The sequence below is a fragment of the Shewanella avicenniae genome (assembly GCF_017354945.1).
Taxonomy (GTDB): Bacteria; Pseudomonadota; Gammaproteobacteria; order Enterobacterales; family Shewanellaceae; genus Shewanella; species Shewanella avicenniae.
Map to the genome: position 1 here is coordinate 647156 of NZ_CP071503.1, position 23804 is coordinate 670959.

At 50.1% G+C, this 23804-nt stretch carries 24 protein-coding genes; 16 read left to right on the top strand and 8 right to left on the bottom strand.

Annotation, left to right across the window (positions count from 1 at the left end; translation table 11 throughout):
• Window positions 1-310 precede the first annotated feature (310 nt).
• The 7 genes from JYB87_RS02750 (at window position 311) to ppnP (ending at window position 8330) form a co-directional block, all read left to right on the top strand.
• Window positions 311-2326, top strand: a complete 2016-nt coding sequence (locus JYB87_RS02750) for an alpha/beta hydrolase family protein (RefSeq protein WP_207355389.1) — start codon at window positions 311-313, stop codon at window positions 2324-2326.
• Window positions 2327-2564: 238 nt separating this feature from the next.
• A complete protein-coding gene (locus JYB87_RS02755; RefSeq protein ID WP_207355390.1) occupies window positions 2565-3806 on the top strand; it encodes a porin in 1242 nt (413 codons plus the stop codon).
• Complete coding sequence (locus JYB87_RS02760; protein WP_207355391.1) at window positions 3806-4246, top strand: type 2 periplasmic-binding domain-containing protein; 441 nt, start codon at window positions 3806-3808, stop codon at window positions 4244-4246. Before JYB87_RS02755 ends, JYB87_RS02760 begins: the two co-directional genes overlap by 1 nt.
• A 328-nt stretch (window positions 4247-4574) precedes the next feature.
• Window positions 4575-5801: a hypothetical protein gene (locus JYB87_RS02765; protein ID WP_207355392.1), complete on the top strand. Its 1227-nt coding sequence runs from the start codon at window positions 4575-4577 to the stop codon at window positions 5799-5801.
• Window positions 5801-6238: a type 2 periplasmic-binding domain-containing protein gene (locus JYB87_RS02770; RefSeq protein WP_207355393.1), complete on the top strand. Its 438-nt coding sequence runs from the start codon at window positions 5801-5803 to the stop codon at window positions 6236-6238. The genes JYB87_RS02765 and JYB87_RS02770 overlap by 1 nt, the downstream gene beginning before the upstream one ends.
• Window positions 6195-7808: a sensor domain-containing diguanylate cyclase gene (locus JYB87_RS02775; protein WP_207355394.1), complete on the top strand. Its 1614-nt coding sequence runs from the start codon at window positions 6195-6197 to the stop codon at window positions 7806-7808. The genes JYB87_RS02770 and JYB87_RS02775 overlap by 44 nt, the downstream gene beginning before the upstream one ends.
• A 204-nt stretch (window positions 7809-8012) precedes the next feature.
• The gene (gene ppnP / locus JYB87_RS02780; RefSeq protein WP_207355395.1) at window positions 8013-8330 is read left to right on the top strand and encodes a pyrimidine/purine nucleoside phosphorylase; all 318 of its coding nucleotides are present in this window, start codon (window positions 8013-8015) and stop codon (window positions 8328-8330) included.
• Window positions 8331-8491: 161 nt separating this feature from the next.
• On the opposite strand, the gene JYB87_RS02785 is transcribed toward ppnP, so the two are convergent.
• The 5 genes from JYB87_RS02785 to nifL all read right to left on the bottom strand — a co-directional run bounded on the left by JYB87_RS02785 (window position 8492) and on the right by nifL (window position 13924).
• A complete protein-coding gene (locus JYB87_RS02785; RefSeq protein ID WP_207355396.1) occupies window positions 8492-9058 on the bottom strand; it encodes a nitrogen fixation protein NifQ in 567 nt (188 codons plus the stop codon).
• Complete coding sequence (locus JYB87_RS02790; RefSeq protein WP_207355397.1) at window positions 9036-9311, bottom strand: 4Fe-4S dicluster domain-containing protein; 276 nt, start codon at window positions 9309-9311, stop codon at window positions 9036-9038. The genes JYB87_RS02785 and JYB87_RS02790 overlap by 23 nt, the downstream gene beginning before the upstream one ends.
• Entirely contained in the window at window positions 9292-10650 is a 1359-nt protein-coding gene (nifB, locus tag JYB87_RS02795) for a nitrogenase cofactor biosynthesis protein NifB (RefSeq protein WP_207355398.1), read from the bottom strand. The genes JYB87_RS02790 and nifB overlap by 20 nt, the downstream gene beginning before the upstream one ends.
• 159 nt (window positions 10651-10809) lie before the next feature.
• Entirely contained in the window at window positions 10810-12387 is a 1578-nt protein-coding gene (nifA, locus tag JYB87_RS02800; RefSeq protein WP_207355399.1) for a nif-specific transcriptional activator NifA, read from the bottom strand.
• A 7-nt stretch (window positions 12388-12394) separates the two neighbouring features.
• The gene (gene nifL / locus JYB87_RS02805; RefSeq protein WP_207355400.1) at window positions 12395-13924 is read right to left on the bottom strand and encodes a nitrogen fixation negative regulator NifL; all 1530 of its coding nucleotides are present in this window, start codon (window positions 13922-13924) and stop codon (window positions 12395-12397) included.
• Window positions 13925-14521: 597 nt separating this feature from the next.
• On the opposite strand from nifL, the gene rsxA reads away from it, so the two are divergent.
• From rsxA to JYB87_RS02845, 8 genes are all read left to right on the top strand, one after another.
• Window positions 14522-15097, top strand: coding sequence for an electron transport complex subunit RsxA (gene rsxA, locus JYB87_RS02810; protein WP_207355401.1), 576 nt, complete (start codon window positions 14522-14524; stop codon window positions 15095-15097).
• Between the two features lie 12 nt (window positions 15098-15109).
• A complete protein-coding gene (locus tag JYB87_RS02815; protein ID WP_207355402.1) occupies window positions 15110-15652 on the top strand; it encodes an RnfABCDGE type electron transport complex subunit B in 543 nt (180 codons plus the stop codon).
• An 8-nt stretch (window positions 15653-15660) separates the two neighbouring features.
• Window positions 15661-17142: an electron transport complex subunit RsxC gene (gene rsxC, locus JYB87_RS02820; RefSeq protein WP_207355403.1), complete on the top strand. Its 1482-nt coding sequence runs from the start codon at window positions 15661-15663 to the stop codon at window positions 17140-17142.
• On the top strand, window positions 17135-18133 hold the full coding sequence (locus JYB87_RS02825; RefSeq protein ID WP_207355404.1) for an RnfABCDGE type electron transport complex subunit D: 999 nt from the start codon (window positions 17135-17137) through the stop codon (window positions 18131-18133). The genes rsxC and JYB87_RS02825 overlap by 8 nt, the downstream gene beginning before the upstream one ends.
• On the top strand, window positions 18133-18750 hold the full coding sequence (locus JYB87_RS02830; protein WP_207355405.1) for an RnfABCDGE type electron transport complex subunit G: 618 nt from the start codon (window positions 18133-18135) through the stop codon (window positions 18748-18750). Before JYB87_RS02825 ends, JYB87_RS02830 begins: the two co-directional genes overlap by 1 nt.
• The gene (locus JYB87_RS02835) at window positions 18737-19447 is read left to right on the top strand and encodes an electron transport complex subunit E (RefSeq protein ID WP_207355406.1); all 711 of its coding nucleotides are present in this window, start codon (window positions 18737-18739) and stop codon (window positions 19445-19447) included. Before JYB87_RS02830 ends, JYB87_RS02835 begins: the two co-directional genes overlap by 14 nt.
• A 2-nt stretch (window positions 19448-19449) precedes the next feature.
• A complete protein-coding gene (locus JYB87_RS02840; RefSeq protein WP_207355407.1) occupies window positions 19450-19710 on the top strand; it encodes an RnfH family protein in 261 nt (86 codons plus the stop codon).
• Window positions 19711-19900: 190 nt separating this feature from the next.
• The gene (locus JYB87_RS02845; RefSeq protein ID WP_207355408.1) at window positions 19901-20437 is read left to right on the top strand and encodes a flavodoxin; all 537 of its coding nucleotides are present in this window, start codon (window positions 19901-19903) and stop codon (window positions 20435-20437) included.
• Between the two features lie 55 nt (window positions 20438-20492).
• Here the strand turns inward: JYB87_RS02845 and JYB87_RS02850 are convergent, their stop codons facing one another.
• Window positions 20493-20768 carry a DUF3861 domain-containing protein gene (locus JYB87_RS02850; RefSeq protein WP_207355409.1) on the bottom strand — a complete coding sequence of 92 codons (276 nt, stop codon included), beginning with the start codon at window positions 20766-20768 and terminating at the stop codon, window positions 20493-20495.
• Between the two features lie 80 nt (window positions 20769-20848).
• Here JYB87_RS02850 and JYB87_RS02855 point away from each other — a divergent pair, with 80 nt between their 5' ends.
• Window positions 20849-21280, top strand: a complete 432-nt coding sequence (locus JYB87_RS02855) for a MarR family winged helix-turn-helix transcriptional regulator (RefSeq protein ID WP_207355410.1) — start codon at window positions 20849-20851, stop codon at window positions 21278-21280.
• A gap of 84 nt (window positions 21281-21364) precedes the next feature.
• On the opposite strand, the gene JYB87_RS02860 is transcribed toward JYB87_RS02855, so the two are convergent.
• Together JYB87_RS02860 and JYB87_RS02865 are read right to left on the bottom strand one after the other, a co-directional pair.
• On the bottom strand, window positions 21365-22264 hold the full coding sequence (locus tag JYB87_RS02860; protein WP_207355411.1) for a SphA family protein: 900 nt from the start codon (window positions 22262-22264) through the stop codon (window positions 21365-21367).
• Window positions 22265-22275: 11 nt separating this feature from the next.
• Window positions 22276-23802 carry an FAD-dependent oxidoreductase gene (locus JYB87_RS02865; protein ID WP_207355412.1) on the bottom strand — a complete coding sequence of 509 codons (1527 nt, stop codon included), beginning with the start codon at window positions 23800-23802 and terminating at the stop codon, window positions 22276-22278.
• Between the last annotated feature and the right edge of the window lie 2 nt (window positions 23803-23804).

The window sequence follows — 23804 nt, forward strand, 5'->3', positions numbered from 1 at the left end:
TCGAACCGAGAGGTGCGGTTTAAAGTTTGTGCGTCAGCTTTGTTAATCACCGTCCAGCACAGTTGCTAATCTACAGTGATGCTGCGCTGCACCAAAGCAAGCAGTACGGGCGTAATCGCTGGTTGCTTTGGGCGGTTTAAATAGGTCGGCACTCTGCATAATTTAGCTTATCATCAATAGCTTACATGAAAATTTTCTTACGTTAACTTTGCGTTGATGCGGCGTAAATTACGTTGCGTCATACTGCTGCTTCGGTCATAGTCAGCCAACACATTTCATGTTGCGTTTAGTGCGCGAAAAGGACTTTTTCATGAAACTGGCTGGATTTATTCACCTTGCTGCCTGTGCGTTGTTGGTGCTATCGGTCAAGCTGTTTGCGGCGACCGATGTGCCGAGCCTAGCAGATTTTCTCGCCCCTCAAGATCATCTTGATGCAGCGCTTTCACCCGATGGCCGCTATCTGGCGCAGCTATGGTATCGAGATTCCGACAAAACCCGTTTTGTCTCGGTACGCGATCTTTCTCAACCCGAATGGCCGGTAATAGGCCGTCTCGGGGGCAATATTCAACGGCCGATCGGCATTAAATGGGGCAATAAATCGCGCTTATTAATCTATATGCGTGTGCCATTTAAGCCCGAAAAAGTACAAGCCGCTGCCAAAGAACCTGATTTCGATCCTGATAACTTTGACAGTTTTGATCGGTTAATGGCCATCGACCCGACCATGGAAAATGCCACGGTTTTGATGGGCGATACCCGACTGTCGTTTAATCGTCGAGTGACCGATATTCGCAATCTATTGCGGGACGATCCGCGCCATTTGATGATGACAGCGTTTTCACATAATCGTCTGTGTTTGTATAAGGTGGATCTCTACGATGGCAGTGCTGAGAAGGTGGCTGAAGGCGATCGCTTCACCTATGCACTTATGTCGGATCATAACGGTAAGCCGCTGTTTAAACTCAACTACTTGCCGATTGCCAAAGAAATTCAATTGTTTGAATACAAAAAGAACGATTGGCAAAAAACGCTGAATATCGAACTCGATGAAGAAGACAATAGCGATCTAGATGACCTCGTGGGTACTTATGAAGGGCTATTTGTTTACCGTAAGCGCAATAAAGACACTGGCTTTTATCAACTGACGGCGTTTGATACCGATCTGAATAAAGATGTGGTGTTGGCCGCAGATCCCAATCACGATATTTTGCAGCCATTATTTGAATATGGCAGTTACCAAATCAACGGCTACGTGATTGATGACGATACCCCGATCGTGAAGTTGTTTGATCCCGAAGCGCAGCGTCAACAACAGCAATTGGCGCAACTGTTGCCTAATCTCGATCTGCGCTACACCTCGGTCACTGATGACGGCAAGCAGATGGTGTTATCTGTGTCCAATACCGAAACGCCGCCTATTTTTTATCTGTACGATGAGCAAAGCGGCAAGCTGAAGTTGATTAACTATGGCTTTTCTAAACAGTCTTCCAAAGCGTTGGGATTCTCGGCGACGTTTGATTATCAAAGTCGCGACCAACAGCAAATCCATGCATTGCTGTTGCTACCACCGAACTACCAAGACGGCTCGCAATATCCCTTGATTATGATGCCGCACGGCGGACCGCAAGCGAATGTCGGCCTGCAATATGACACCTTTGCTCAAATGCTGGCAACGCGTGGCTATGTGGTGATGCAGCCCAATTTTCGTGGCTCTACCGGCTATGGTTTAGCGTTTGAGCAAGCGGGTTACCGTCAATGGGGGCAACGGATGCAACAAGACCTCGATGATGGGGCGCAAGCGCTGATCCGGCAAGGTATTGTGGCCAAAGGGCAAGCGTGTCTTGTGGGGTGGAATTATGGCGGTTATGCCGCTTTGATGGGGGTGATTGAAACGCCCGAGCTGTATCGTTGCGCGGTGAGTTTTTCCGGCATTACCGATCTACCCGAGTATGTTGAGCGCTTGGCCGACGGCTACGAAACCGATGCGCAGAGGCAAAAATTTGTCTACGACCGCATTGGTGATCCTGACAAAGATAAGCAGATGTTAAAACGTTATTCGCCTATCCATTTGGTGGACAAAGTGAATGGTGCTGCGCTGTTAATTGCCAGTAAGCTGAGTGATAAGGCGCGCTTTAATGCGCTCGACGATTTTGCTGATGTAGCTGCAAAATTGCATAAGCCGGTCAGTTTAATCAATCTCGATGATGTGGCGAAGGACAAGCAAACGGACAGCGTGTTGCGCTTATATAACCGTGTATTTGATTTCCTCGGGCAACACCTCAATAACCCCGTGCCTGCCTCAACTTCCCCTGCGAACACCCATTAGTGAATCGGGGAGCTCAGGCTCCCCGTTGTTTTAAACAAATCTCATTATTACTCGGGATAAAATTTCGTTTCTGCAGCAAAGAGATATCAAGTATTGACCAAAGTATCGTACAAATAAATGCCGCCTAATTACGCGTTTTCTATAGTCTTTTCTATACTAAACGAGTTCCATCCATTCGATTAAAAGTCCAATAAACTCAGATGACTATCCAACGTCAATCAGCGGGTAAAGAGTGATGATGCAAAAATTGCGTAGGATTCAACCTCATGGTTTGCTGCTGTTAGCGTCGTTGCCATTAGTGGCAAGTATGAGTGTGACAGCCGCTGTCGCTGAGTCAATTCAGTTTCGCGGCTTTGGTTCACTGAGCGCCACCTACTCTGACTCTGATGTGTTGGGGTTTCGTCGCGATCTGAGTCAAGACGGCCGCACCCAGCACTGGAGCATTGCACCGGATTCCATCCTTGGGGTGCAAGCCGATATGCAGCTGAATGATAAGTTGAAAGCATCAGTGCAATTAGTCTTCAAAGACCGTGCACATGACGCTTTTAATGATACGGTTGAATGGGCCTACCTGACCTATGACCCCAGTAATGATTGGCGGATTCGCGTAGGGCGGATCGGTGCCGATATCTCGATGATTGGCGATGTCGGTAATGTGGGCTATGCCTACGATTGGGTTAGACCTCCTGTTGAGGTGTATGGTGCAGTGCCGTCGTACCACTTTGATGGCATCGAAATAACCCATCGTAGCCATATCGCTGCTGGCTATCTGAGTACCAAGGCCTTTTATGGCAAGTCGCACGGGCATTTTGTAAATGCTGACACTTCCAGTGAGTTTGAGCTGAACCCCTATTGGGGCGCAGCGGTGCAATACGAAAAGGGATCGTTTAGCTTTAGAGCGGCCTATCTCAACGTTACTCTGTCATCATTAGAGGACACTGGGGTTGAGCTGCTTAGAGCAGCGCTCATGCCATATGCATTTTTACCTACAATTGCAGAAACCATGGAAGCGTTGGAATACCGTTCAGCCACGGACAATTTCATGTCTGGTATTAGCTATCGATTCGATAATTGGAGCGTGTTAGCCGAAGCGTCGTATATTGACAGCCATGAGGAGATGCTGCCACGCTTGTTCACCGCTTACACTGGGATCACCTGGCGATTTAACACAGTTTCAGTCTACAGTTTATTCGCCCATGTTCGTGCCTTAAATGCCACTTACAAAGTTTCGGAGGACGTGCCAGAACCGCTTAGAACCTATTCACAAATTGCCTTTGATGCCTCAGACCGCAGACAGAGCCTTATCGCGTTGGGTGCTCGCTGGGATTTTGCTGAAAATATGGCGCTGAAGCTGCAGTGGGATCACTACTGGGTGGCTGAGAATAAAGCGTCGCTTTGGGATGTTAGCGTGGAAAATTTTGTCGCGACGCCCAATGAACAAGTGAATGTATTAACCCTCGGTGTGAGTTTCGTATTCTAATGAAAAAATTAATCATCATACTCGCATTCTGGTTTACCGCTTTGGCTTCGCCTTTAGTTGCGAATAGCCAAGAGTTGTATGTGGTCGTTAACAAACAAAATCCACTAAGCAGCATCTCTAAGCAACAAGTCACTGATCTGTTTATGGGGCGGGCACCGTATTTCCCTTCCGGCGCCGCAGTGTTGAAATTAGATGCGCCGGGCGGTTCTGCTTTGCGAGCTAATTTTTATAAGGCATTGGTGAACATGACATTACCTGAGGTGAATGCCTACTGGGCGCGACTGATGTTTAGTGGCCGGGCAACTCCGCCGATGCAGGTGGCCAGCGAGCCAGATATGGTGCAGCTGATAGAGCAAAATCCCAACGCCATTGGCTACATTGCCGCGGGTAGTGAGAATGAAAATATTAAAATTCTGTTTGTTATTCCCAAAGCCGAGTGAACTGTAAATTTCGATTGATTATGTGTTTTATAATCGTCAAGAGTGACGCTTTAGCAGCGGCATGCTAATTTTAGCGCATCCACTTATGTGAGTGCGTGCACTTATTTTCCTATATTCATTTAGTTAAGCTTGGCCAGATGTTATCGCAGCAATAAAAGATTATTGTATTGCCAGCGCACTTACGTTGTTTTCTTGAGTCTGGTTACACTATTTGTGCATGGTTTCTCTATACTAATTAACAGTAAAATAACGTAAGTAAATTCAATAGGCTCGGCTGAAAAGCTGACTACTTGATCTCGTTAGCTTCGCAAGGATGAAGATGCGGATAATGCTAGGTTCTCGAATACAATGGTTGTTTGCCCCGCTGTTGCTTGCAGCAACGCTGAGTGGCTCTGTTTTGGCGGCTGGCGATGATGCCATCCAGTTTCGCGGTTTTGCTACCTTGAGTGCGGCCTATTCGGATTCGGCGTCATTGGGCTTTCGACGCGATATGACCCAAGAGGGTAAGTTTCAGCAGTGGAGCTTGGCGCAAGACTCAGCGTTTGGCTTGCAAGCGGATGTAAAACTTGCGCCAGATTGGCAAGCCACGGTGCAGCTGGTGGCCAAAAGTCGTGACGACTATAAGCTGCTTGATAACGTTGAGTTGGCCTTTGTCAGCTACGAACCTAATAACAACTGGCGTATTCGTGCGGGCCGCATCGGCAGCGATCTCACCATGATTGGTGATGTGGGTAATGTCGGTTACGCCTATGATTGGGTGCGTCCGCCGGTGGAGTTTTATGGTGCGATTCCGTTCTATCATTTTGACGGCATTGAAGTTAATCATAAAACCCAAGTTGCCTCTGGTTACCTGCATACCAAAGTGTTTTACGGTAAATCTGATTCACGCTTTATCTACGCAGGTACATCAAGCGATTTTGACTTACAGCCGTTTTGGGGCGCCGGGGTGCAGTTTGAAAAAGGTGCGTTTACTTTTCGTGCTGCATATCTGAATACCAAGCTCTCTAATCTGGGGAACGAAGGTTTAAGCGAGCTGAGCAACGTGCTGGCGCTATACGCGGCCTATCCAGGGGTGAGTGATACCTTAGATGCGTTGAATATTGATACCGCTACCCAGTACTATACTTCCGGCATCAGCTATCGTTTTGCCAATTGGAGCTTATTGGCTGAAGCCTCGTTACTCGACAGTGAAGAGCCACTGTTGCCCTCCACTTTTGCGGCCTACACTGGGATTGTGCGTCGAATTGATAATGTTGCGGTATACGGTTTACTTGGCCATGTTCGCTCAATCAATGCCAGTTACCAAGTCAGTCAGATGGTGCCTGAGCCATTGTACTCGATTTCTCAGTCGATCTTTGATGGGGTAGATCTCAGACAAAGTACCGCATCGGTAGGCGTTCGCTGGGATTTTCGTACTGATATGGCGCTAAAATTACAGTGGGATCACAGTTGGGTGACCGAAAATAAAGCGATGTTATGGCGAACTGATAGTTTTGGCGCAACACCCGATGAACAGGTCAATGTGTTTACCTTAAGTGTGAGCTTAGTATTCTGATGACTAGACTAATAACATTGCTCGCACTTTGCTTCAGCTTGCTGCTTTCGCCTCTGGTGGTTAGTAAAGAGCTGTATGTGGTGGTCAACAAACAAAATCCGATCGCAAAGATAACAAAGCAACAATTGACCGATCTGTACATGGGGCGTTCTCCTTATTTTCCTTCTGGGGCGGCGGTACTGAAACTCGATGCGCCGGGCGGTTCAACACTCAGAGAAGAGTTCTACCGCGAATTAGTGAGTATGTCGTTACCTGAAGTGAATGCCTATTGGGCGAGGCTGATGTTCAGTGGTCGAGCAACGCCACCGATGCAGGTCGCCAACGAACAGGATATGTTGAAGCTGATATCACAAAACCCCAATGCGATCGGCTATATCCCAGCGGGAGCAATGAATGAAGAGGTTAAAGTACTTTTCGTTATTTCAATGGCTGACTAGTCGCGTTGATTTAAAGGTACTGTTCGCCATCATGCTGGTGGCGGCCATCTTTATTCCGTTTACCACTTATATCAGTTACCGCCATGCCTATGATGTTGTTCAGAAAGATGCTGAGCAGCAGGTAGGTCGTCTGGTTAAAATCATTGAAAATACCGCAGCAACTGCGGCGTATCTTAATGACAAACAGCTGGCGTGGGAGATTATTACCGGCTTAAAAACCGCGCCGGTGATCGCCTCTGTTCGAATCACTCTTTCATCCAATGAATCGCTCAATCAAGGTAAGCCGTTTGAGAGTGCGGATAGAACATTTCAGCTCATGAGCCGTTTTAGCGATACGCCGGTGGGTAAAATCGACGTATTGCTCAGTCGTACTGAAATTAACGAGCAAGCGCGCGATGAGGGACTATTCCTGATGGGCTGGCAGTTATCGCTGTTGGTCACTTTATTGTTGTGTATGTTGTTAATTTTTAAATTTTTTGTGGTGCAGCGCTTACGGAACTTGATGACCCAAGTGCAGCAGGTTGAGATTGAAAGCAACATGACCGAGCAGGTCATACAGCTGTCCGGCAATGATGAACTTGCTTACCTCGCCAACCACACCAATCAGCTGATCCAAAAAATTCATGGCCTTTATATCGCCGAAACCGCCCGCAATATTCAAATCGCCCAGCTCGAACGCCAATTTCGAATGATTTTTGAAAATTCCCATGCAGGGATTGCACTGATCAATAGCCGCAATCAGGTATTTTTAGCCAACAGCGCCTTTGAAAAACTCCTGCTTGATAGCCGTGAAAAATCGGATGAACAGTATTATTTGCCCGAGTTGTTTAGCGAACCCTATGAGCTGGAAGATATGCTCAATCAGGTACGTATTGGTCACAAAAGTGAATTTAAGGATTTTTCGTTAAAGCGTGGCAAAGATATCTGGGTGCGGGTGCTGTTTTCGTTGGTAGAAGAGCAGCGCGGCAACCGTAATCGCTTTATCGAGTTGGTGGTGTATGACATCTCTGACCGCGCAAAACAGGAAAAAGTCTTTGCCTACAATGCCACCCATGATGCGCTGACGGGCTTGTTAAATCGCCGCGGCGCCGAGCTGAAATTTAAAGAGCAGCTCAGCTATGCTAACCGCCATAACTACCAATTTATTTTGGCCATGTTGGATCTCAATGACTTCAAACCGGTCAACGATCATTATGGCCACGAAGCGGGCGATGTGGTGCTCAAGGTGATTGCCTCGCGCCTACTTGGGGTGTTACGTGCAGACGATACCATCGTGCGTTGGGGCGGTGATGAGTTTGTGGTCGGGTTTGTATTAGAAGATCTCGAGCGGTTGTACATCATTTTGGATGATATTCAGCGCCAATTTACCATCCCGATTGAGATCAGTAATGATATTAAAGTGAATGTCGGCGCCAGTATTGGGGTGAGCCTTTCTAGCGTTGAGGGCTACAACCTTACCGCGTTACTTGAAAGCGCCGATGCTACTATGTATCTGGTAAAAAACAGCGACAAGCGTCAATATCGGGTTGCCGAAGAGCCCATCAGCGAAGAATACGCTAAAGTCGAGTAAGCGTGTATAGCTTGCGTCAGCCCGTTTCTTGCGCGTTTAATCCATCAAAATAATTTTCATCAATCATCACTCATTTTTGAGTTTATTTATTCATGCAGTGATTTTTTCACTGTTATGTTGAAATATTGTTGGATTTTTACCAAAAAACTTGCACACTCCACCGCAGATGATTTGGCATCTTTTATCTAGCTTGCAGGGGGCAGCATGTCGCAGTTTGAAAATGTAACCGTTACGAAAAAAGCCAATGTGTATTTTGAAGGCAAGGTCACCAGCCGCAAAGTGACCTTTGCTGATGGCAGCGTAAAAACCTTGGGGATTATGTTGCCGGGCGAATATGAGTTTGGCACTGAAGCGGCTGAACTTATGGAAATTTTAGCCGGTGATCTTGAAATCCTCCTGCCTGAGGCGACCGACTGGCAGAAAGTGGTGGGTGGTGAAAGTTTTAACGTGCCGGCCAACGCCAGTTTTAAACTGAAGATTTACCAAGTCACCGACTACTGCTGCTCTTACTTGGCCGACTAAACGGTTTTCGTCACTGAAAAGTGATCGCGAGCTTCGGCTCACCTAGCAGCAACTTATTTAAAAGCCCGCTTACTGAATATGCAGTAAGCGGGCTTTTTTCGCTGAGGTTTCTGCTTTAGCTGCTAAGCGCTGACCTAGTTTTTGGGGCTAGATTTCAGAGGCTAGGTTTCTGGGCCAAAGCACTCTTGATAGGTGTTGCATTGGTCGCAGCTCGGGGCGCGGCACACATAGTCACCACCGGTTTCGCATAGCTGCTTGTAGAGGTAGCGCTTCCAACGCATGTTGCGGTCATTGCCCGAAAAAATGGCCGGAAAGTACCAAGCAAAAATTTGGCTTAATCGAGGCCGCTCTGGTAAACCGAGATCTTTCCACAGATGGCGATTGCCAAGGCAACCACAGGCAATAATCATTGCGGCAAAGCGGGCATAGCAAGCGCTGGGGTTGGCATTTTCCATCAGCAGGCTGACCAACTCCTGTAGCTCACTTTGGCGGAGATTGACGATATCCTGCCGCACTTGCCGAATCGGCGTTTTATGCTGCCCGGGTAGAATGTAGAGTTCAATATGGCTGGCTGCCAAATCGGTAATTAATGCCTCAAATCCCGCGTTACCTAAGCCGAGATAGGGTGGTAATACCGTTTCGCCCGCGGCAAAGCTTTGCAGAATTGGCGCCCAAAAGCGTTCTAACTCTTGGGTACGCGTTAGTTCAATCGATAGATGTATTAACATGCTCGCGCACCTCTATTCCGGTTAGGCTACCGAGCGGATTCACCGCAATCGCATATTCGTTGACGATGGCCTCCTCGACAGGGCAGATGCTGGCACATTGCGGCGCGGCGTGTTGCCCTTCACAGCCAGTACAGCGGCGTGGATGGATCATAAACTGCTTCGGATTATCCGGATCGGCAAACACGGCATTGCTGGGGCAGACCAATAAGCAGGCATGGCAACCTACGCATTTATCAGTAATGGCATACTTCATCGCTGCTCTCCTTTTGGCTGTGCGTCGTGGCTGCTAGTTGACTATTGGCAATGGCAGCGAGGGCGACATCAATGGGGGCAAAGGCGTGATCCACATTGGGGGTAATGCCCATCTGCTCTAAGGTGCGCCATGGGGCGATACCGATGCGGGAGCAGAGCACCATGCGGCAGTCTTCGATTGCTTTAAACATCGCTTGTTTGTCGGCTTCCTCGTCGGGACATGCGCTCTCGCCATTACAATACTGCGCCACTTGGCGGCGTTCTAAAAACTGGAATTCCCCTGCCTGAGGATCAAGGCGATAGATCTCAAACTGTTGCGCATGGCCAAAATGGGTTTTTATCAATGGCTCGCCATTGGTGGCAACGGCCACTTTGAAGCTGTTATCCGCCTTGCTGGCGTTATCGGCCTCAGTGCCACAACCTCCACCGAGGGTGCCCACCGCATCGGCGCGGCACTGCTGGCAATGGGTCATCTGTGGCATAAATTGCCCGGACGCTTCACGGGCGCTGGCCAGCTCTGCCTCGGTGGGGCCGCGTTGACCCGTCACGCCAAAATAGGTGCCATGTTCGGCGGCCGAGATCAGCGGCATGATGTTATGTAGCAGTGCGCCACGGGCTTTAACTGCGGCAGACAACTCGGCGATATCGGCGTCATTGATACCGGGGATCAGTACCGTATTGACCTTGACCAACATGCCCAGTTTGGCGGCGGCTTCCAGCCCTGCGAGCTGATTACGGATCAGCCGTTCAGCGGCTTCAAGGCCTCGTAAACGTTGATGGTCGTAGTAGATCCACGGATAGATCTGCGCTGCGATCTCCGGGCGAATGGTGTTAATGGTGATGGTCAGGTGATTAACGCCATGGGCGGCGAGTGCATCGGCATAGTCGGCCAGCATTAGGCCGTTGGTGGAGATGCACAGCTGTGCGCTTGGGTCTTCATCTCGGATCAGCTTGAGGGCACTAAAGGTGGCTTTAGGGTTAGCCAGCGCATCACCGGGGCCGGCAATGCCGACTACAGTCAAATTAGGCGCGCGCTTTTTAATGGCACGAAACTGTTTAAGTGCGCCGTGAGGGTCGACCAGATGCGACACAACGCCAGGGCGTGATTCGTTGCTGCAATCATATTTGCGATTGCAGTAATTGCATTGAATATTACACGCAGGAGCCACTGGCAGATGCATACGCGCATACTGGTGCGCCTGTTTGGAGTAACAAGGATGCCGCGCAATTTGCTGTTGAACGTCTTTGGGCAACAGGTGGCTGACTGAAGCGCCATCAGTTTGGCTGCTTGGGCAACTGCTTGTTGTGGCCGACAAACGCTCATCGGTGTGGAGTTCCATAGTGACCTCTGGCATTTAGCACTAAATGATAATCTGCCGTTGCAAACTCTATTCCTGCTGTGGTTTGTATTTGAATCAATAGCTTAGGCGAAGTAGTGGCGGCCTCTGTCTGCTGTGCAAGTGACAATTGTCGCAAAGCAGACAAAGGCCGTTGTAGGCTTACAACTCTTTCATTTCGATGTTCATGATCTGAATCCGGTAAGCGATTTGGCGTGGGGTCATATTGAGCAGTCTGGCGGCTTTGGCTTTAACCCAGCCAGAGCGCTCAAGCGCATCAATCACCTGTTCGCGTTCATCCAACACCCGCTCCCGCACCACCGTGCCGTTATGGGGCTGACTGCTTGGTGCTGGGCTAGGCATGCTAGCAGGGGCGTTATAATGCGTTGTTTCCATTTGGCTAAACGTAACTAACTCTGGGCCGATGGTGCCAGATTCGCTCAGTACCGAGGCACGTTCTAGGGTGTTTTCCAACTCGCGCACGTTACCCGGCCAGCTGTAGGCCATCATGGCGCGTACCGCACTGTCGGTGAGTGACAGTTCACGCGATTGCGCTTGCCCAAGGCGTTTGATCATATGCTCAGCCAGCTCGGGCAGATCTTCAGTACGCTCCCGCAATGGTGGCAGATACATCGGCATCACGTTTAGACGATAGTAAAGGTCTTCGCGGAAGTTACCTTGGCTGACTTCCTCTTCCAAATTACGGTTGGTCGCGGCAATAATCCGCACGTTGACACTAATGGTGCTGGTGCCGCCAACCCGCTCAAACTCCTTTTCTTGCAGTACCCGCAACAGTTTGGCTTGAAAGGCTGCGCTGGTTTCACCAATTTCATCGAGGAATATCGTGCCGTTGTGCGCCATTTCAAAGCGACCTTTGCGCTGTTTGACTGCGCCGGTAAACGCGCCTTTTTCATGGCCAAATAGCTCAGACTCCAACAAGTTATCTGGCAGTGCGGCACAGTTGAGTTTGATAAAGGGGTTGTTGGCGCGCGGTGAGTTGTAGTGAATGGCGTTTGCTACCAGCTCTTTACCTGTGCCCGATTCACCGCGTAACAGTACGGTGGAATCCCAGCGCGATACCAAGCGGATTTGCTCGAAAATCTGCCGCATCGCCTTGGTGTGGCCAACCAGATTTTTAAAGCTGTAGTTGTTACGCACTTTGCGCCGCAGGCCATCGCGCTCATCGACTAACTGCTTTTCTTTGGCTTCGACTTTGTACGCCAACTGCACGTTCTTGGCGATTAAGTTGGCGATCATCTCTAAAAAGCGCGACAGCGCCGCCAGTTCATCATCACCACACATCGGCGGTTGTGCCGATAACGCGCCAATCACCTTATTGCTGCCGTCACGCAATGGCACGCAGATGTAGGGTTTGTCGTAGTCATACAGCGCCAGCTTGTCGGCAAAGCGGTTATCTTTGCCAATCTGCCGAATCACAATCGCACTGCCATGTTTCAGTACTTCACCCACAATGCCTTCGCCGACTTTGTAGTACACCTGTTTTTCGTCGGTTTCGACTGCTTGGCCGGGGTTGTGCAACAGCTTAATCAACAGAATATCGCGTTCCGCATCCAAAATGGTCAGCATGCCGTGCAGTAATTTGCACTCATTGTGCAGAATTTTCAGCACGTTATTGGCCGAATCCTTGTAGTTCAAACTGCTGTTGAGTTCACTACTTATTTTATACATTGCCGCCAGTAACTGGCGCTCAAGGTCGAATAACGAAATCTCTAAGCCCATAAGCACCTCACCAGCTATGCTTCGGGAAGGTCAGACGAATGCTGGCGCCCCCTAATGTTGCACTCTCAGCGATGGAGATTGTCGCTGAATGTTCGTTGAGTACCTGCTGCACAATCGATAAGCCGATCCCGCGACAACCAGATTGATGTCGCGGTTTAGTGCTGTAAAAGGGATGGAACACTTTAAGACGGATCTCTTCCTGCACCCCAACGCCGCTATCTTCCACTGTGATGCTGATGTCGTTGTCATCTTCATCGGTGGTGATTAATAGCGTCCGCTCCGAGGCTTTCGACGCTTGAATCGCATCCACCGCGTTATCGATAACCTGTTTCAGCGCCAACACTAAGCGGTGCGGCATCCCAGAAATCGACGGCAGGGTGGGTTTCAGCGCTAACTGCAGATGGGTGCTGCTGAGCAGCAGCTCATCGGTGCTGATGGCGGTGGCGTCGCGCACAATCAGGTTCAGGTTAACCGGTTGGAACGCTTCATTACTTCGCTCAGGAATCGCCTGCTTGATCTCATTCATGGCATCGACGGCGTTGATCATCGCTTCGTCCATCGCCGACAGTCCTGGACAAGCATGGCTGGTTTTTTTGAGGATTTTGACCGCCGACTCAATCATATTGAACGGCCCTTGCAGCTGATGCAGAGTAGCCATCAATGCCTCTTGCATCGCATGCACATAGCGGTTGTCGCTGGCAATCAACTTGACCGAGTGGATGCGGCGCTCTTCCACCAACAGCTTTTCTTTGGTGCGATCGCTAATGGCCACTACAGTGTAATACTCATCGGCTGGATGAAAGTAGGCTTCGGCGGTGGTGTCGGTCACTGGGATCTTAGCCAGCGCATAATCAAACCAGCGCTCGCCCATTGGCGCTTCTTGCTGAATATGAATCCCTTTGTAGCGGTTTTGGCGCGTGCCCATAAAGGCTTCAATCGAGTCAAAGTCATATTCTTCTTGCAGACTGTCGGCCAGCAGCGCAATCGGCGAGCGTTGAATACTGTCGCTCAGCTGTTCAAAGCGGCGGTTACTGAACAGCACGTTATGCTGCGCATCAATTAGGGCGATGGCGATCGGCGCAGAATTGAGTACCGCTTGAAACATGGTGAACTGGTTTTTTTGGTGGGTTTGCAGTTCATGTTGCTCAGTAATGTCTTTGTGGATGGAGTAATACAGCTTGGCGCCATCGTTGTTGGTAAAACCTGATATGGAGATGTCGGCAATATAGGGCTGGCCGTTTTTACGCTTATTGATCAGCTGACCATGCCAATGTTGGCCTTCGGTAATCGCCCCCCATAAGCTTTGGTAAACGCTGCGCGGGGTTGCCTTGTAAGACAGCATCGAGCAGTTATTGCCCAGCAATTCACTCTCTTGATAGCCGGTGATATCGGCAAACGTTTGATTCACTAACAGCAGATTGCCCGCTTGATCGGTAATGCTGATAGCGATCGGTGCGTATTGCAGTATCTGTTTAAAGGCTTCTAGTCCAATTTGCGGCGACGCTAATGCTTGCAGTATGTCGTGACGTTGTTCCATGAGCCTTCCTTATCAGGTTAGGTGGGATAAATGCGCGAACGGCTTATCCACAAAATGCACAATCAAGAATCATCTGTGTGGTTCGAAAGTGCATAAATCAGACCATCCTTAAAGTGAGTCATGCCCAAGTTGCTGATTAGTGTGAATTTATTGGCTTATATTTGCTTTGTTTGATTTAGAACAATTTCTCAGCAGCTAATCGGTTTTGTCAGCTTTGCGACAATTGTCGTATGCCTGAAAAGCTGAAGGGGGTGTTGGCGTTGATTTTCCCGGTATGAGGCATTAATTGTGCAAAATTGGTGCAATATTGACCAATCTTGCGCTCGTTATGCTGACGATGTTAACCCCTTTGCTAAGACCTGTTTTGTTGTCTGTTGTTGTTCACTTGTCCCTCGGCTATCTGTCGTGTTTGTAACATCTTCTTAACCCCTCGTCTTATTTGTTGTGTTTGCTACAAACAATTTTGGCTGCGTTATTCACGCAGGAAAATAAAATTATTAAATAAATTCATAATGTTATTTAGATTTTGGAGGCGTCTATTTCGCTGGCACAGGCTATGCACCTAAGTAAGCAAGCAATGAATTTAGGAGCGAGATGATGACCGATGGGCTGTTGATTTTTCTCGGTGCTGCCTTCGTCAATAACGTGGTTCTGGCAAAATTCCTCGGGCTTTGCCCATTTATGGGTGTGTCCAGCAAGGTAGACAGTGCCGTGGGCATGGGCTTGGCCACCACCTTTGTACTGACGCTGGCGGCGCTGATGAGCTGGGTATTGGAAGTGGCGATATTGAAGCCACTCAACCTCGAATTTATGCGGATTATCGCGTTTATTCTGGTGATCGCCGCAGTGGTGCAACTGACTGAGCTGTATGTGAAAAAAAGCTTTCCGTCGCTGTATCAATCGCTAGGGGTGTTTTTACCGCTGATCACCACCAACTGCGCCGTGCTTGGGGTGGCGTTACTGGCAGTGCAAGAACAGCTGAGCTTTATGCAGACCTTAATGTACAGCTTAGGTTCTTCAGTCGGCTTTCTAGTGGTGTTGGTGTTGTTTGCAGGGCTGCGCAGCCAGCTGAGTTTAAACAGCGTTCCAGCAGCATTTAAAGGCAACCCCATTGCGTTTATCACAGCAGGCCTGCTGTCGATGGCGTTTATGGGCTTTGCTGGCATCGTCTAACAGGAGGAAGTGATGATCATTACGGTGATTTTCTTTGTACTGCTGGGGGCGGTACTGGGGGCGGCGTTGGGATATGCATCGTCAGTTTTCAAGGTAGAAAGCAATCCACTGGTGGATGAGATCGAGGCGTTGATGCCCGGAGGCCAGTGCGGACAATGCGGCGTGGCTGGCTGTCGTCAGGCAGCAGAAGCCATGGTACGCGGCGAGCTAAATCCCAACGCCTGTCCTCTCGGCGGTCAAGGGCTGACTCAGACCATTGCCGATCTACTCGGTGTGTCGGTCGAAATGGGCGAGGAAGATATTCAATGGGTGGCCACTGTCAACGAGGCAGAATGTTCCGGCTGTGGCCGCTGCTACAAGGCGTGTCCGTTTGATGCGATTGTTGGCGCAACCAAACAGATGCACACAGTGATCAGCGATGTCTGTACCGGCTGCAAACTCTGTACTCAGGTGTGCGCCCAAGATTGTCTCACTATGGTGCAGGTGAAACCGGATACGCGTACCTGGTTTTGGCCGAAACCGCAACAGCCCACTACAGCCAGCGCGGCGGCATAGGAGCGCATATGTTGAACTTACTCAGCCGCCCATTTCGCGGTGGTATTCATCCAGAAAGCTACAAGACCTTGACCAATGGCAGTGGCATTGACCGTTTCTTTTGGCCGCGCAATGTGTTTCTGTCGCTACAACTGCGTAATGGTGCTCTGTTAACACCCTTGGTCAAAGCGGGCGATAGCGTCAAGCGTGGCCAACTGATTGCCAAAGGCCGTAACGACATGGTGGCACCGCTGCACGCGCCAGTTAACGGCATCGTCACAGGGATTACGCCGCACTTTAGCTCGCATCCCTCCAAGGTGAAATGCGACACCATCATTATTCGCGCCAACGGCGATAGACGCTGGGGCGAAACCCATCCGCAACAAAACTACTTAGCGCTCAGCAGCGACGAGATTATTGCGCGGGTGCGCGATGCTGGAATTGTAGGGCTTGGCGGTGCGGGCTTTCCAACCGTGGCCAAAATTCAGTTTGCCCGTAAGGGCGGTGCTGACACGCTAGTGATCAACGGCGGTGAGTGCGAGCCGTATCTCACCTGTGACGATGTGGCGATGCAGGAGTATGCGCCAGAGGTTATCGCCGGGGTAAAGCTGTTGATGATCGCCAGCGGTACCAAGAAAGCGATTATCGGCGTCGAAGATAACAAACCGGCAGCGTTGGCGCAGTTGAAGTCGGCCGCCTCCGAAGATGATGCCATAGAAGTGCGCGCCGCGCCGAGCATCTATCCGATGGGGTCGGAGCGACATCTGATCAAATTCCTCACCGGTAAAGAAGTGCCTATGGGCGGCCACGCAGGTGCAATAGGCGTGCTGGTGCATAACATCGCTACTGCGCGGGCGGTGTACCAGGCCGTGCGTTTTCAACGGCCATTGGTCAGCCGGGTGATTACTGTATCGGGCAAAGGCATTGGCTCTCCGCGTAACGTCGAAGTGCCGGTGGGCACGCCAGTTAACGAAGTACTGGAATACTGCGGCGGCGTAAAAGAAAGCACCTCACGGCTGCTGTTTGGCGGGCCAATGATGGGGCAGGTGATCTCTTCGCCCTATATCCCGATTGATAAAACTGTGGGTGGCATTTTGGCCTTGACCGACGATGAGGTCAAAACCCGCGAACAAACTGAATGTATTCGCTGTGGTCAGTGTGTGCGTGCTTGCCCTATGGGGTTAATGCCGTTCCAAATGGCGGCCTACGCGCGCTTATCAGACTTCAGCAAAACTGAAGAGTTAGGGGTGAATCACTGCCTTTCTTGCGGTGCCTGCAGTTATGTCTGCCCCGCGTCGCTGCCGTTAGTGCAGTACTTCCAATTTGCCAAAGGCTCAATCAATGCCAATCGCTTAAAGGCGCAACGTTCTGCAACCGCAAGGGCGTTAAACGAAGAAAGAGCACAGCGGTTAGAACGTGAAGCCGCGGCCAAGGCCGCCGCCAAAGCTGCCAAAGCGGCGGCGCGTAAACGTCCGGCCAGAGCGACCGCACAGGAGAGCGAAAATGATTGATTTTGAACCCAAAGCTGGGCCGTTTGCCCATACCAGCAACTCCAGCAGTCGCATCATGTACACCGTGGTGCTGACCTTGTTGCCCGCGGCATTGATGGGGATTTATCAGTTTGGCCTAGCCAGCTTACAAACCCTGTTGGTCTGTTGCGTGATGGCGGTGGTGACTGAATATATCTGCTTAAAGTTGATGAATCGCGCCGCCAATGCCTGTTTGGATGGCTCGGCGCTACTGACTGGGCTGCTATTGGCCATGAGCTTACCTGCCACAGTGCCAGTGTGGTTAGCCGGATTTGGCAGCGCTTTTGCCATTATTGTCGGCAAACAGATTTACGGTGGCCTTGGGCAAAACCTGTTTAATCCTGCGATGTTAGCGCGGGTAATGCTGCTGATTTGTTTTCCTGTGGAGATGACCAATTGGGCTGTGCCGACTCCGATAGATTTCAGCGGCAACCAAGTGGCGGTGCCGCAAGGCTGGTTACAGTTTGATGGCGTGACGGCGGCAACGCCTTTAAGTGGCTTAAACCCTGAGCCGGTATCGCTGCTGTCGCAGTTTTTAGGCAATGCTGCGGGCAGTTTAGGCGAAACCAGCGCGTTGCTGATTTTGCTGGGCGGGCTGGTGCTGCTGTATCGCCGCATCATCCATTGGGCGATTCCGCTGTCATTCATTGCTGGCCTTTGTGTTCCGGCGGCCATTGCTTATTTGTTTGCGCCTGAGTCATTTAGCTCACCGCTGGCGCAGTTGCTCAGTGGCGGCGCCATGCTGGGGGCATTTTACATTGCTACCGACTTGGTCACCTCACCGACCAGTGTTCGTGGCCAACTGATTTATGGCGGCGCTTGTGGTGCGCTGATCTGGTTAATCCGCTCCTTTGGTAACTATCCAGAAGGGGTGGCATTTGCGGTGCTGATTGTGAATGCGGCCAGCCCCTTGATTGACCATTACCTGCGCCCAAGCATCTTTGGTAGCAAGTCTGTGATGGAGAAGTCGTGATGCAGTTAGCGCTAGAGAAATGGAAAGACAGCATCAGTTACCAAAGTGGCTTGTTAGCCACCATTTGCGGCGGTGCCGCCTTGATTTTGGTACTGATGGAGTTGTGGACGCGACCCTTGATTAACCTGCGTATCGAGGAAGATCAAAACGCCTTATTGGATGAAGTGCTGGCCGGTGCGCCCTATGCCAACAAGGTGTTTGCGGCGCCGGAGGTTATCGTACTCAACAATCACAGCTATGAAATTTTTACTGCAAAAAATACTGCTGGCAGCACGACGCACTATGTGGTGCGCGGCGCTGAAGAGGGCTTTAGCGGCAAAATAAGCTTCTTAGTTGGGGTTGATATTGACGGGGTGATCACCGGCGTGCGGATTATCAGCCACACCGAAACCCCAGGGTTAGGCGACAAAATCGAGCTGGCCAAAAGCCAGTGGATCACCTCGTTCAACCAACATTCGTTAGCCAACACCCCGCTATGGGGCGTGAAAAAAGATGGCGGCAACTTTGATCAATTTTCCGGTGCCACCATCACGCCACGCGCGGTGGTGAAAGGGGTGCATAGTGCGATGCAAGCACTGGCCAACAACATGGAGAAACCAGCCCATGACGCAACATAATCCGCAGCAAAATAGCTCGCAGCAAAATCAGTATCGGCAGATTTGGGCTGCTGGCATGTGGGATAACAACATCGTACTCAAGCAGTCGCTGGCGTTGTGTCCACTGTTGGCGGTCACCAGCAGTGCCACTAACGGCCTCGGATTGGGCTTGGCAACCATGGTGGTGATGATCGCTTCTAACGCCCTGACCTCAATGGCAAAAGGGGTGATCAGCAAAGCGGTGCGCATTCCCGCCAATATCATCATTATCGCCTCTTTGGTGACCTTGATTGACGCACTGCTCAACGCTTGGCTACATCCACTGCACAAAGTGTTAGGGCTGTTTATTCCGCTAATTGTGACCAACTGCGCCATTCTCGGGCGGGTGGAATCGTTTGCCAGCAAATCGCCGTTGATGCCGTCGTTGGTTGATGGATTGGCGATGGGCTTGGGCTTTACGTGGGTGCTGACCATGCTGGGTGGCATTCGCGAAATCTTGGGTAGCGGCACCCTATTTGCCAATGCCTCCTTGCTGCTTGGGCAACACTTCGCTTTTTTAGAAACCACTGTGATCCCCGAATATCGCGGCTTGTTGCTGGTGATCCTGCCGCCGGGGGGATTTTTGGTGTTAGGGGCGGTGTTGGCATTTAAACAAAAGGCCGAGCAACTGTTGCTAGAACGTCGTGCGCTGGCCGCTGCGCCAGTGACTGGAGGTTGAGAATGAAAGTGAGTGTGGTGTACGCCCAACCCGAAGAGCAGGTGTGGCTGCCGGTGAATGTGGAGCAACACGCAACCTTGATGTCGGCCATTGAAGCATCTGGCATTTTGGCCATGTTCCCTAGCATCCGTTTAGATCAACAGAAGGTGGGCGTATTTGGCAAGATTTGCGCTCTAGACACCGAGCTGCAGGATGGCGATCGAGTGGAGATCTATCGCCCGATCACTTGGGTCGCGCCCGATGACGACGATGATGACGATTAAGCCGCAGTGCTGGAACCAATTGTCAGCTTTACGACAAATTTGTTCGTTACTGAAGTGAATGAATTAAAACTTAGTATATTTTTCAATGAGATAGTCTAGGAACGTGAATTGCAACTGCTGCTGTGAAGGAGTTGCAGTGAAAGACAAGGCAATTGCTGACTAAATCATAAATCTGTTGATGGGGTGGACTATGGCACAAATCGGAATTTTCTTTGGCACAGACACAGGTAGTACCCGTAAAGTGGCCAAACAACTGCAAAAGCTGCTGGGTGATGAGCTGGCCGACAAGCCACTGAACATCAACCGTGTCGAGGCAGAAACCCTCGCGGGCTACGATATCTTAATTTTGGGCACGCCGACGCTCGGTGAAGGCCAATTACCCGGGCTTTCTGCGGAATGTCAGGAAGAAAGCTGGGAAGAGTTTATGCCTAACTTTGATGCAATGGATTTGGCGGGGAAAAAAGTAGCACTGTTTGGTCTCGGTGACCAAGTGAACTACCCCGATGAATTTGTTGATGGTTTAGGCGAGTTGTATGACACAGTGGTGGAATGCGGTGCCGAAGTCGTGGGCAGTTGGCCTGTTGATGGGTACGACTTCAACCAATCTGCTGCGGTGGTGGATGATCGCTTTGTTGGCTTGGTGCTCGACAAAGATAATCAAGCCAGCTTAACTGATGACCGCCTCGGCACTTGGGTGGCACAACTGAAGGCTGAGTTGGGGCTGTAATGCCATCGTTGCCAACCATGGGTTAAACACTAACGCCACCTTGAAGGTGGCGTTTTTATGCGCTGGTTTTTAGCTTTTTCATAAACTGTTTAAATTGCGGGCCAAACTCATCAAACAGCGGGTTTTTATGCTCTTGCAGCATCACTTCGCTAAACAACTTTAAGCCCACAAAGAAGTTGTTGCGCTGTTCCTCACTAAAGCCAAACTTACCTTCAACCTTCTCGAGAATCTTAAAGATGTCGTCATGGTTGATGGTTTCAAAGCTCAGGCTTTGCTCGGTTTGCTGGGTGTCATTGAGTTTTTCTACGGAAATTCGGTATTGATGGGGCATGGTTTTCCTCTATCGCTATTCTTATGATTGTTTAGTTGATAAAATCAATTATCTCGAATTTTAATTGATAAAGTCAACTAATGAGCGTGAGTCAACTGCTATTTTCCGTGTTAGATGCCTACAAAACCGCGTTGCTATCGGCCTTCAGCAAACAACTGCCGGAGTTATCTTTGCTGCATTTTCGTGTGCTACGCCAAGTAGGGCGCGGCGCAGAGGCTGAGACTGGCGTGACGCCACTGCAGATAGCGCAAGGGCTGCAGCGCGATAAAGCGCAGGTCACGCGCTTACTGGCCGAATTGACCGATAAAGCGTGGTTAGTAAAAGTGCCGCATCCGCAAGATAAACGCAGCGTGTTGTTGCAGTTAACCCCGCAAGGGCAGGTGTTACTCGACCAAGCCTTGCTGCTTGAACAGCAGGTTTCGGCGGCGATGACGCAAGGTGTATCTGCAGCGCAGCAACAGGCATTGAGCGAAGGTTTGATTAAATTGCAGCAAAATCTCAGCGCAATCTAAGCGAAAAAAAGCCCACTGTTGAGTCAACCAGTGGGCTTTGCAGGGAACAACAATCGTTATATTGCGGTAATTAAGCAGCTGCGATTACAGACGTGTGGTGAACTTCAACCAGAACTTATCACCTTCCGGTTTGTTCTCGGTTGACACTTCCGTTTGATAGCGCAGCTCGACGGAGTAGCCTGCCGCCGTATCAAATTTCACCGCAGGGCCAATGGCAAAGGCTTTGCCTTTATAGCCATCTAAGTACTTCTGGCCATTTTGTTTGTCGCCAGTCAGCTGTTGGTAGTAATAACCGGCCACACCCAGGGTGAGGTTATTCAGATGGTAGCCAACGGCGTAGTCAAAGTGAAACTCCTGACCTGACTTGTAATCGGTGTCGTCGTTTTTGCCATTGAAGTCGTACATAAACTTGGCAGATGCTTCAAAGCCGTTGTTTAGATACGTAGCAACAAACACCGGGGTGAATACCCAATAGTTGCGGCCTGGATTGGCAAAACGGGTCATGTTGTATTCACCGGTTGGTGCGGTCACTTCCAGTGCAAAGGCATAGTGGAAGTTTGGCGTATGCCACCCCAACATCAGTGGTGATATTGAGATATCGCCCAAACCACTGGTGGTAGAACTCACCACCGGCGTGCCATTGACCGCCACTTCACCACTGAGGTGAACCAGCGGAATGGTGGTGTACATGCCCCAATCTGCGCCGAATAGCTTTTTATCGGTCATGTAGATGAAACGCGATACATCAGCGGTCGCTTGTAGATTGATATCTGTGCCAGTGTTATCCCCATCGGCATCAGTGACTTTATTCACTGTGTAATGGTTCAGATAATTTTGGTAATACAGCCCTTGCGGTGGCAATGCTCCCGACATAAAGCCTTCAGCGCCGTTTGGGTAAGCGTTACCGCCGCCTTCAGTGGCATTGGCTTGAAACCCAGCAAATCCCGCAGCAATCACCACGGCAGTGGCTAAACTCTTATTCATTGTCAGCATCCTTATTTACCTTGTTTGATGTATTCAACTGCGTGTTTTGCTGCTTCACGACCTGAATACGTCGCAAAGGCAAACGCGTGACCAGAGGCCCACAGGGTGTAAGTGTCTGAATACAAACCACCGACGTCGTTACCACCAGCATAAAGACCGGTAATCGGTTTTTCATCTGTGTTGACCACTTGCATGTCATTGGTGACTTTCAAACCACCCACTGAGGTGAAGTGATAAGGCATCAGTTTGACGGCGTACAACTTGCCGTGATTTAACGGACGCGTCCACATACGGTCTTTGAGGAAGGCTTCATCGTAGTGATTGTTCGCTGCGTTGTTGTATTGCGCATAGCTGGCTTTGAGGTTGGCGACCGGCACATTAATCTCTTTTGCCAGCTGTTCAATATTGTCTGCGGCGAAGAAGCTTTCTGATTTAGCGGCCAGTGCATTTTTAATTTCAGTGCGAATATTACCTAGCTTGGTCATCACCGGTACCAATACGCCAACGCCGTTATCCACCCCGTCTTTGATGGCATGGTCAACTTCTGCATCGTCAAAAATCGCCCAAGCATAGTTACCCAGTTGACGCCCAATGGCATTCCCCGCATGAGCAAAGCTGAAGGCAACGGTTTCATCGGTAAAGCGCTTGCCGTGGGCGTTGACCCACATGTTGGCTGGCTGCCAAGTCATAGTGTAGATATTGCCCAGTGGCACAATGCCTTTACCTTCAGTACCTGGATGCAACATCAAGGTTTCACCTTCATGAGCCGCGCCCAGATCTTTGGCCATCTCAATGCCGTCACCGGTTTTGTTCAATGGCAGTGTTGGCTTGAAGTTCGCGCCGTTATATTTGGTCCATTTATCGATTTTGTCTGGGCTGTTACCAAAACCACCGGAGCCGATAATCACCGCTTTGGCGTTAATCACCACATCGTTGCCTTTGTGGTCTTTGGCGCGTACCCCAGTGACTTTGCCATTTGTATAGATAAGGCTTTTGGCAGGGGTGCGCATCAGGAATTCTACGCCATCTTTTTCAGCGTGCTCTTGCAGGGCGGTCACCAATGCCGCACCGTGATGGAAGCGTTTACGATTTTGAATCAAGTGCCAGGTTTCTGGTTCTTTAGGCGAGATTTGCACCACGTCAAAATCAACGCCGCGTTCATGCAGCCAGTTCAGGTTGTCTGCTGAGTCGTCAACAAACTTGCGGATCAGCGAGGCATCATTATTAAAGTGTGAGTATTCAATAATATGTTCAAACGCTTCATCTTTGGTGAGGCCATAAGATTTACCGCGTTGCCAATCGCTTTCTACCCCAAACAAGCCTTCAGCAAAGTTTGAGCTGCCACCCAAGTAGGGGTTCTTTTCCAATACGATCACTTTGGCACCAGCTTCAGCGCCAGTGACTGCGGCGGCGAGGCCAGTAGAGCCGCCACCCACGATGGCAATGTCAGTATTGTAGGTAATGGTTTTGCCGTATGCAGTTTGGCAAGCAACAGCCAAGACACCTAGGGCAAATGCTTTTTTGAATACAGATTTCATTT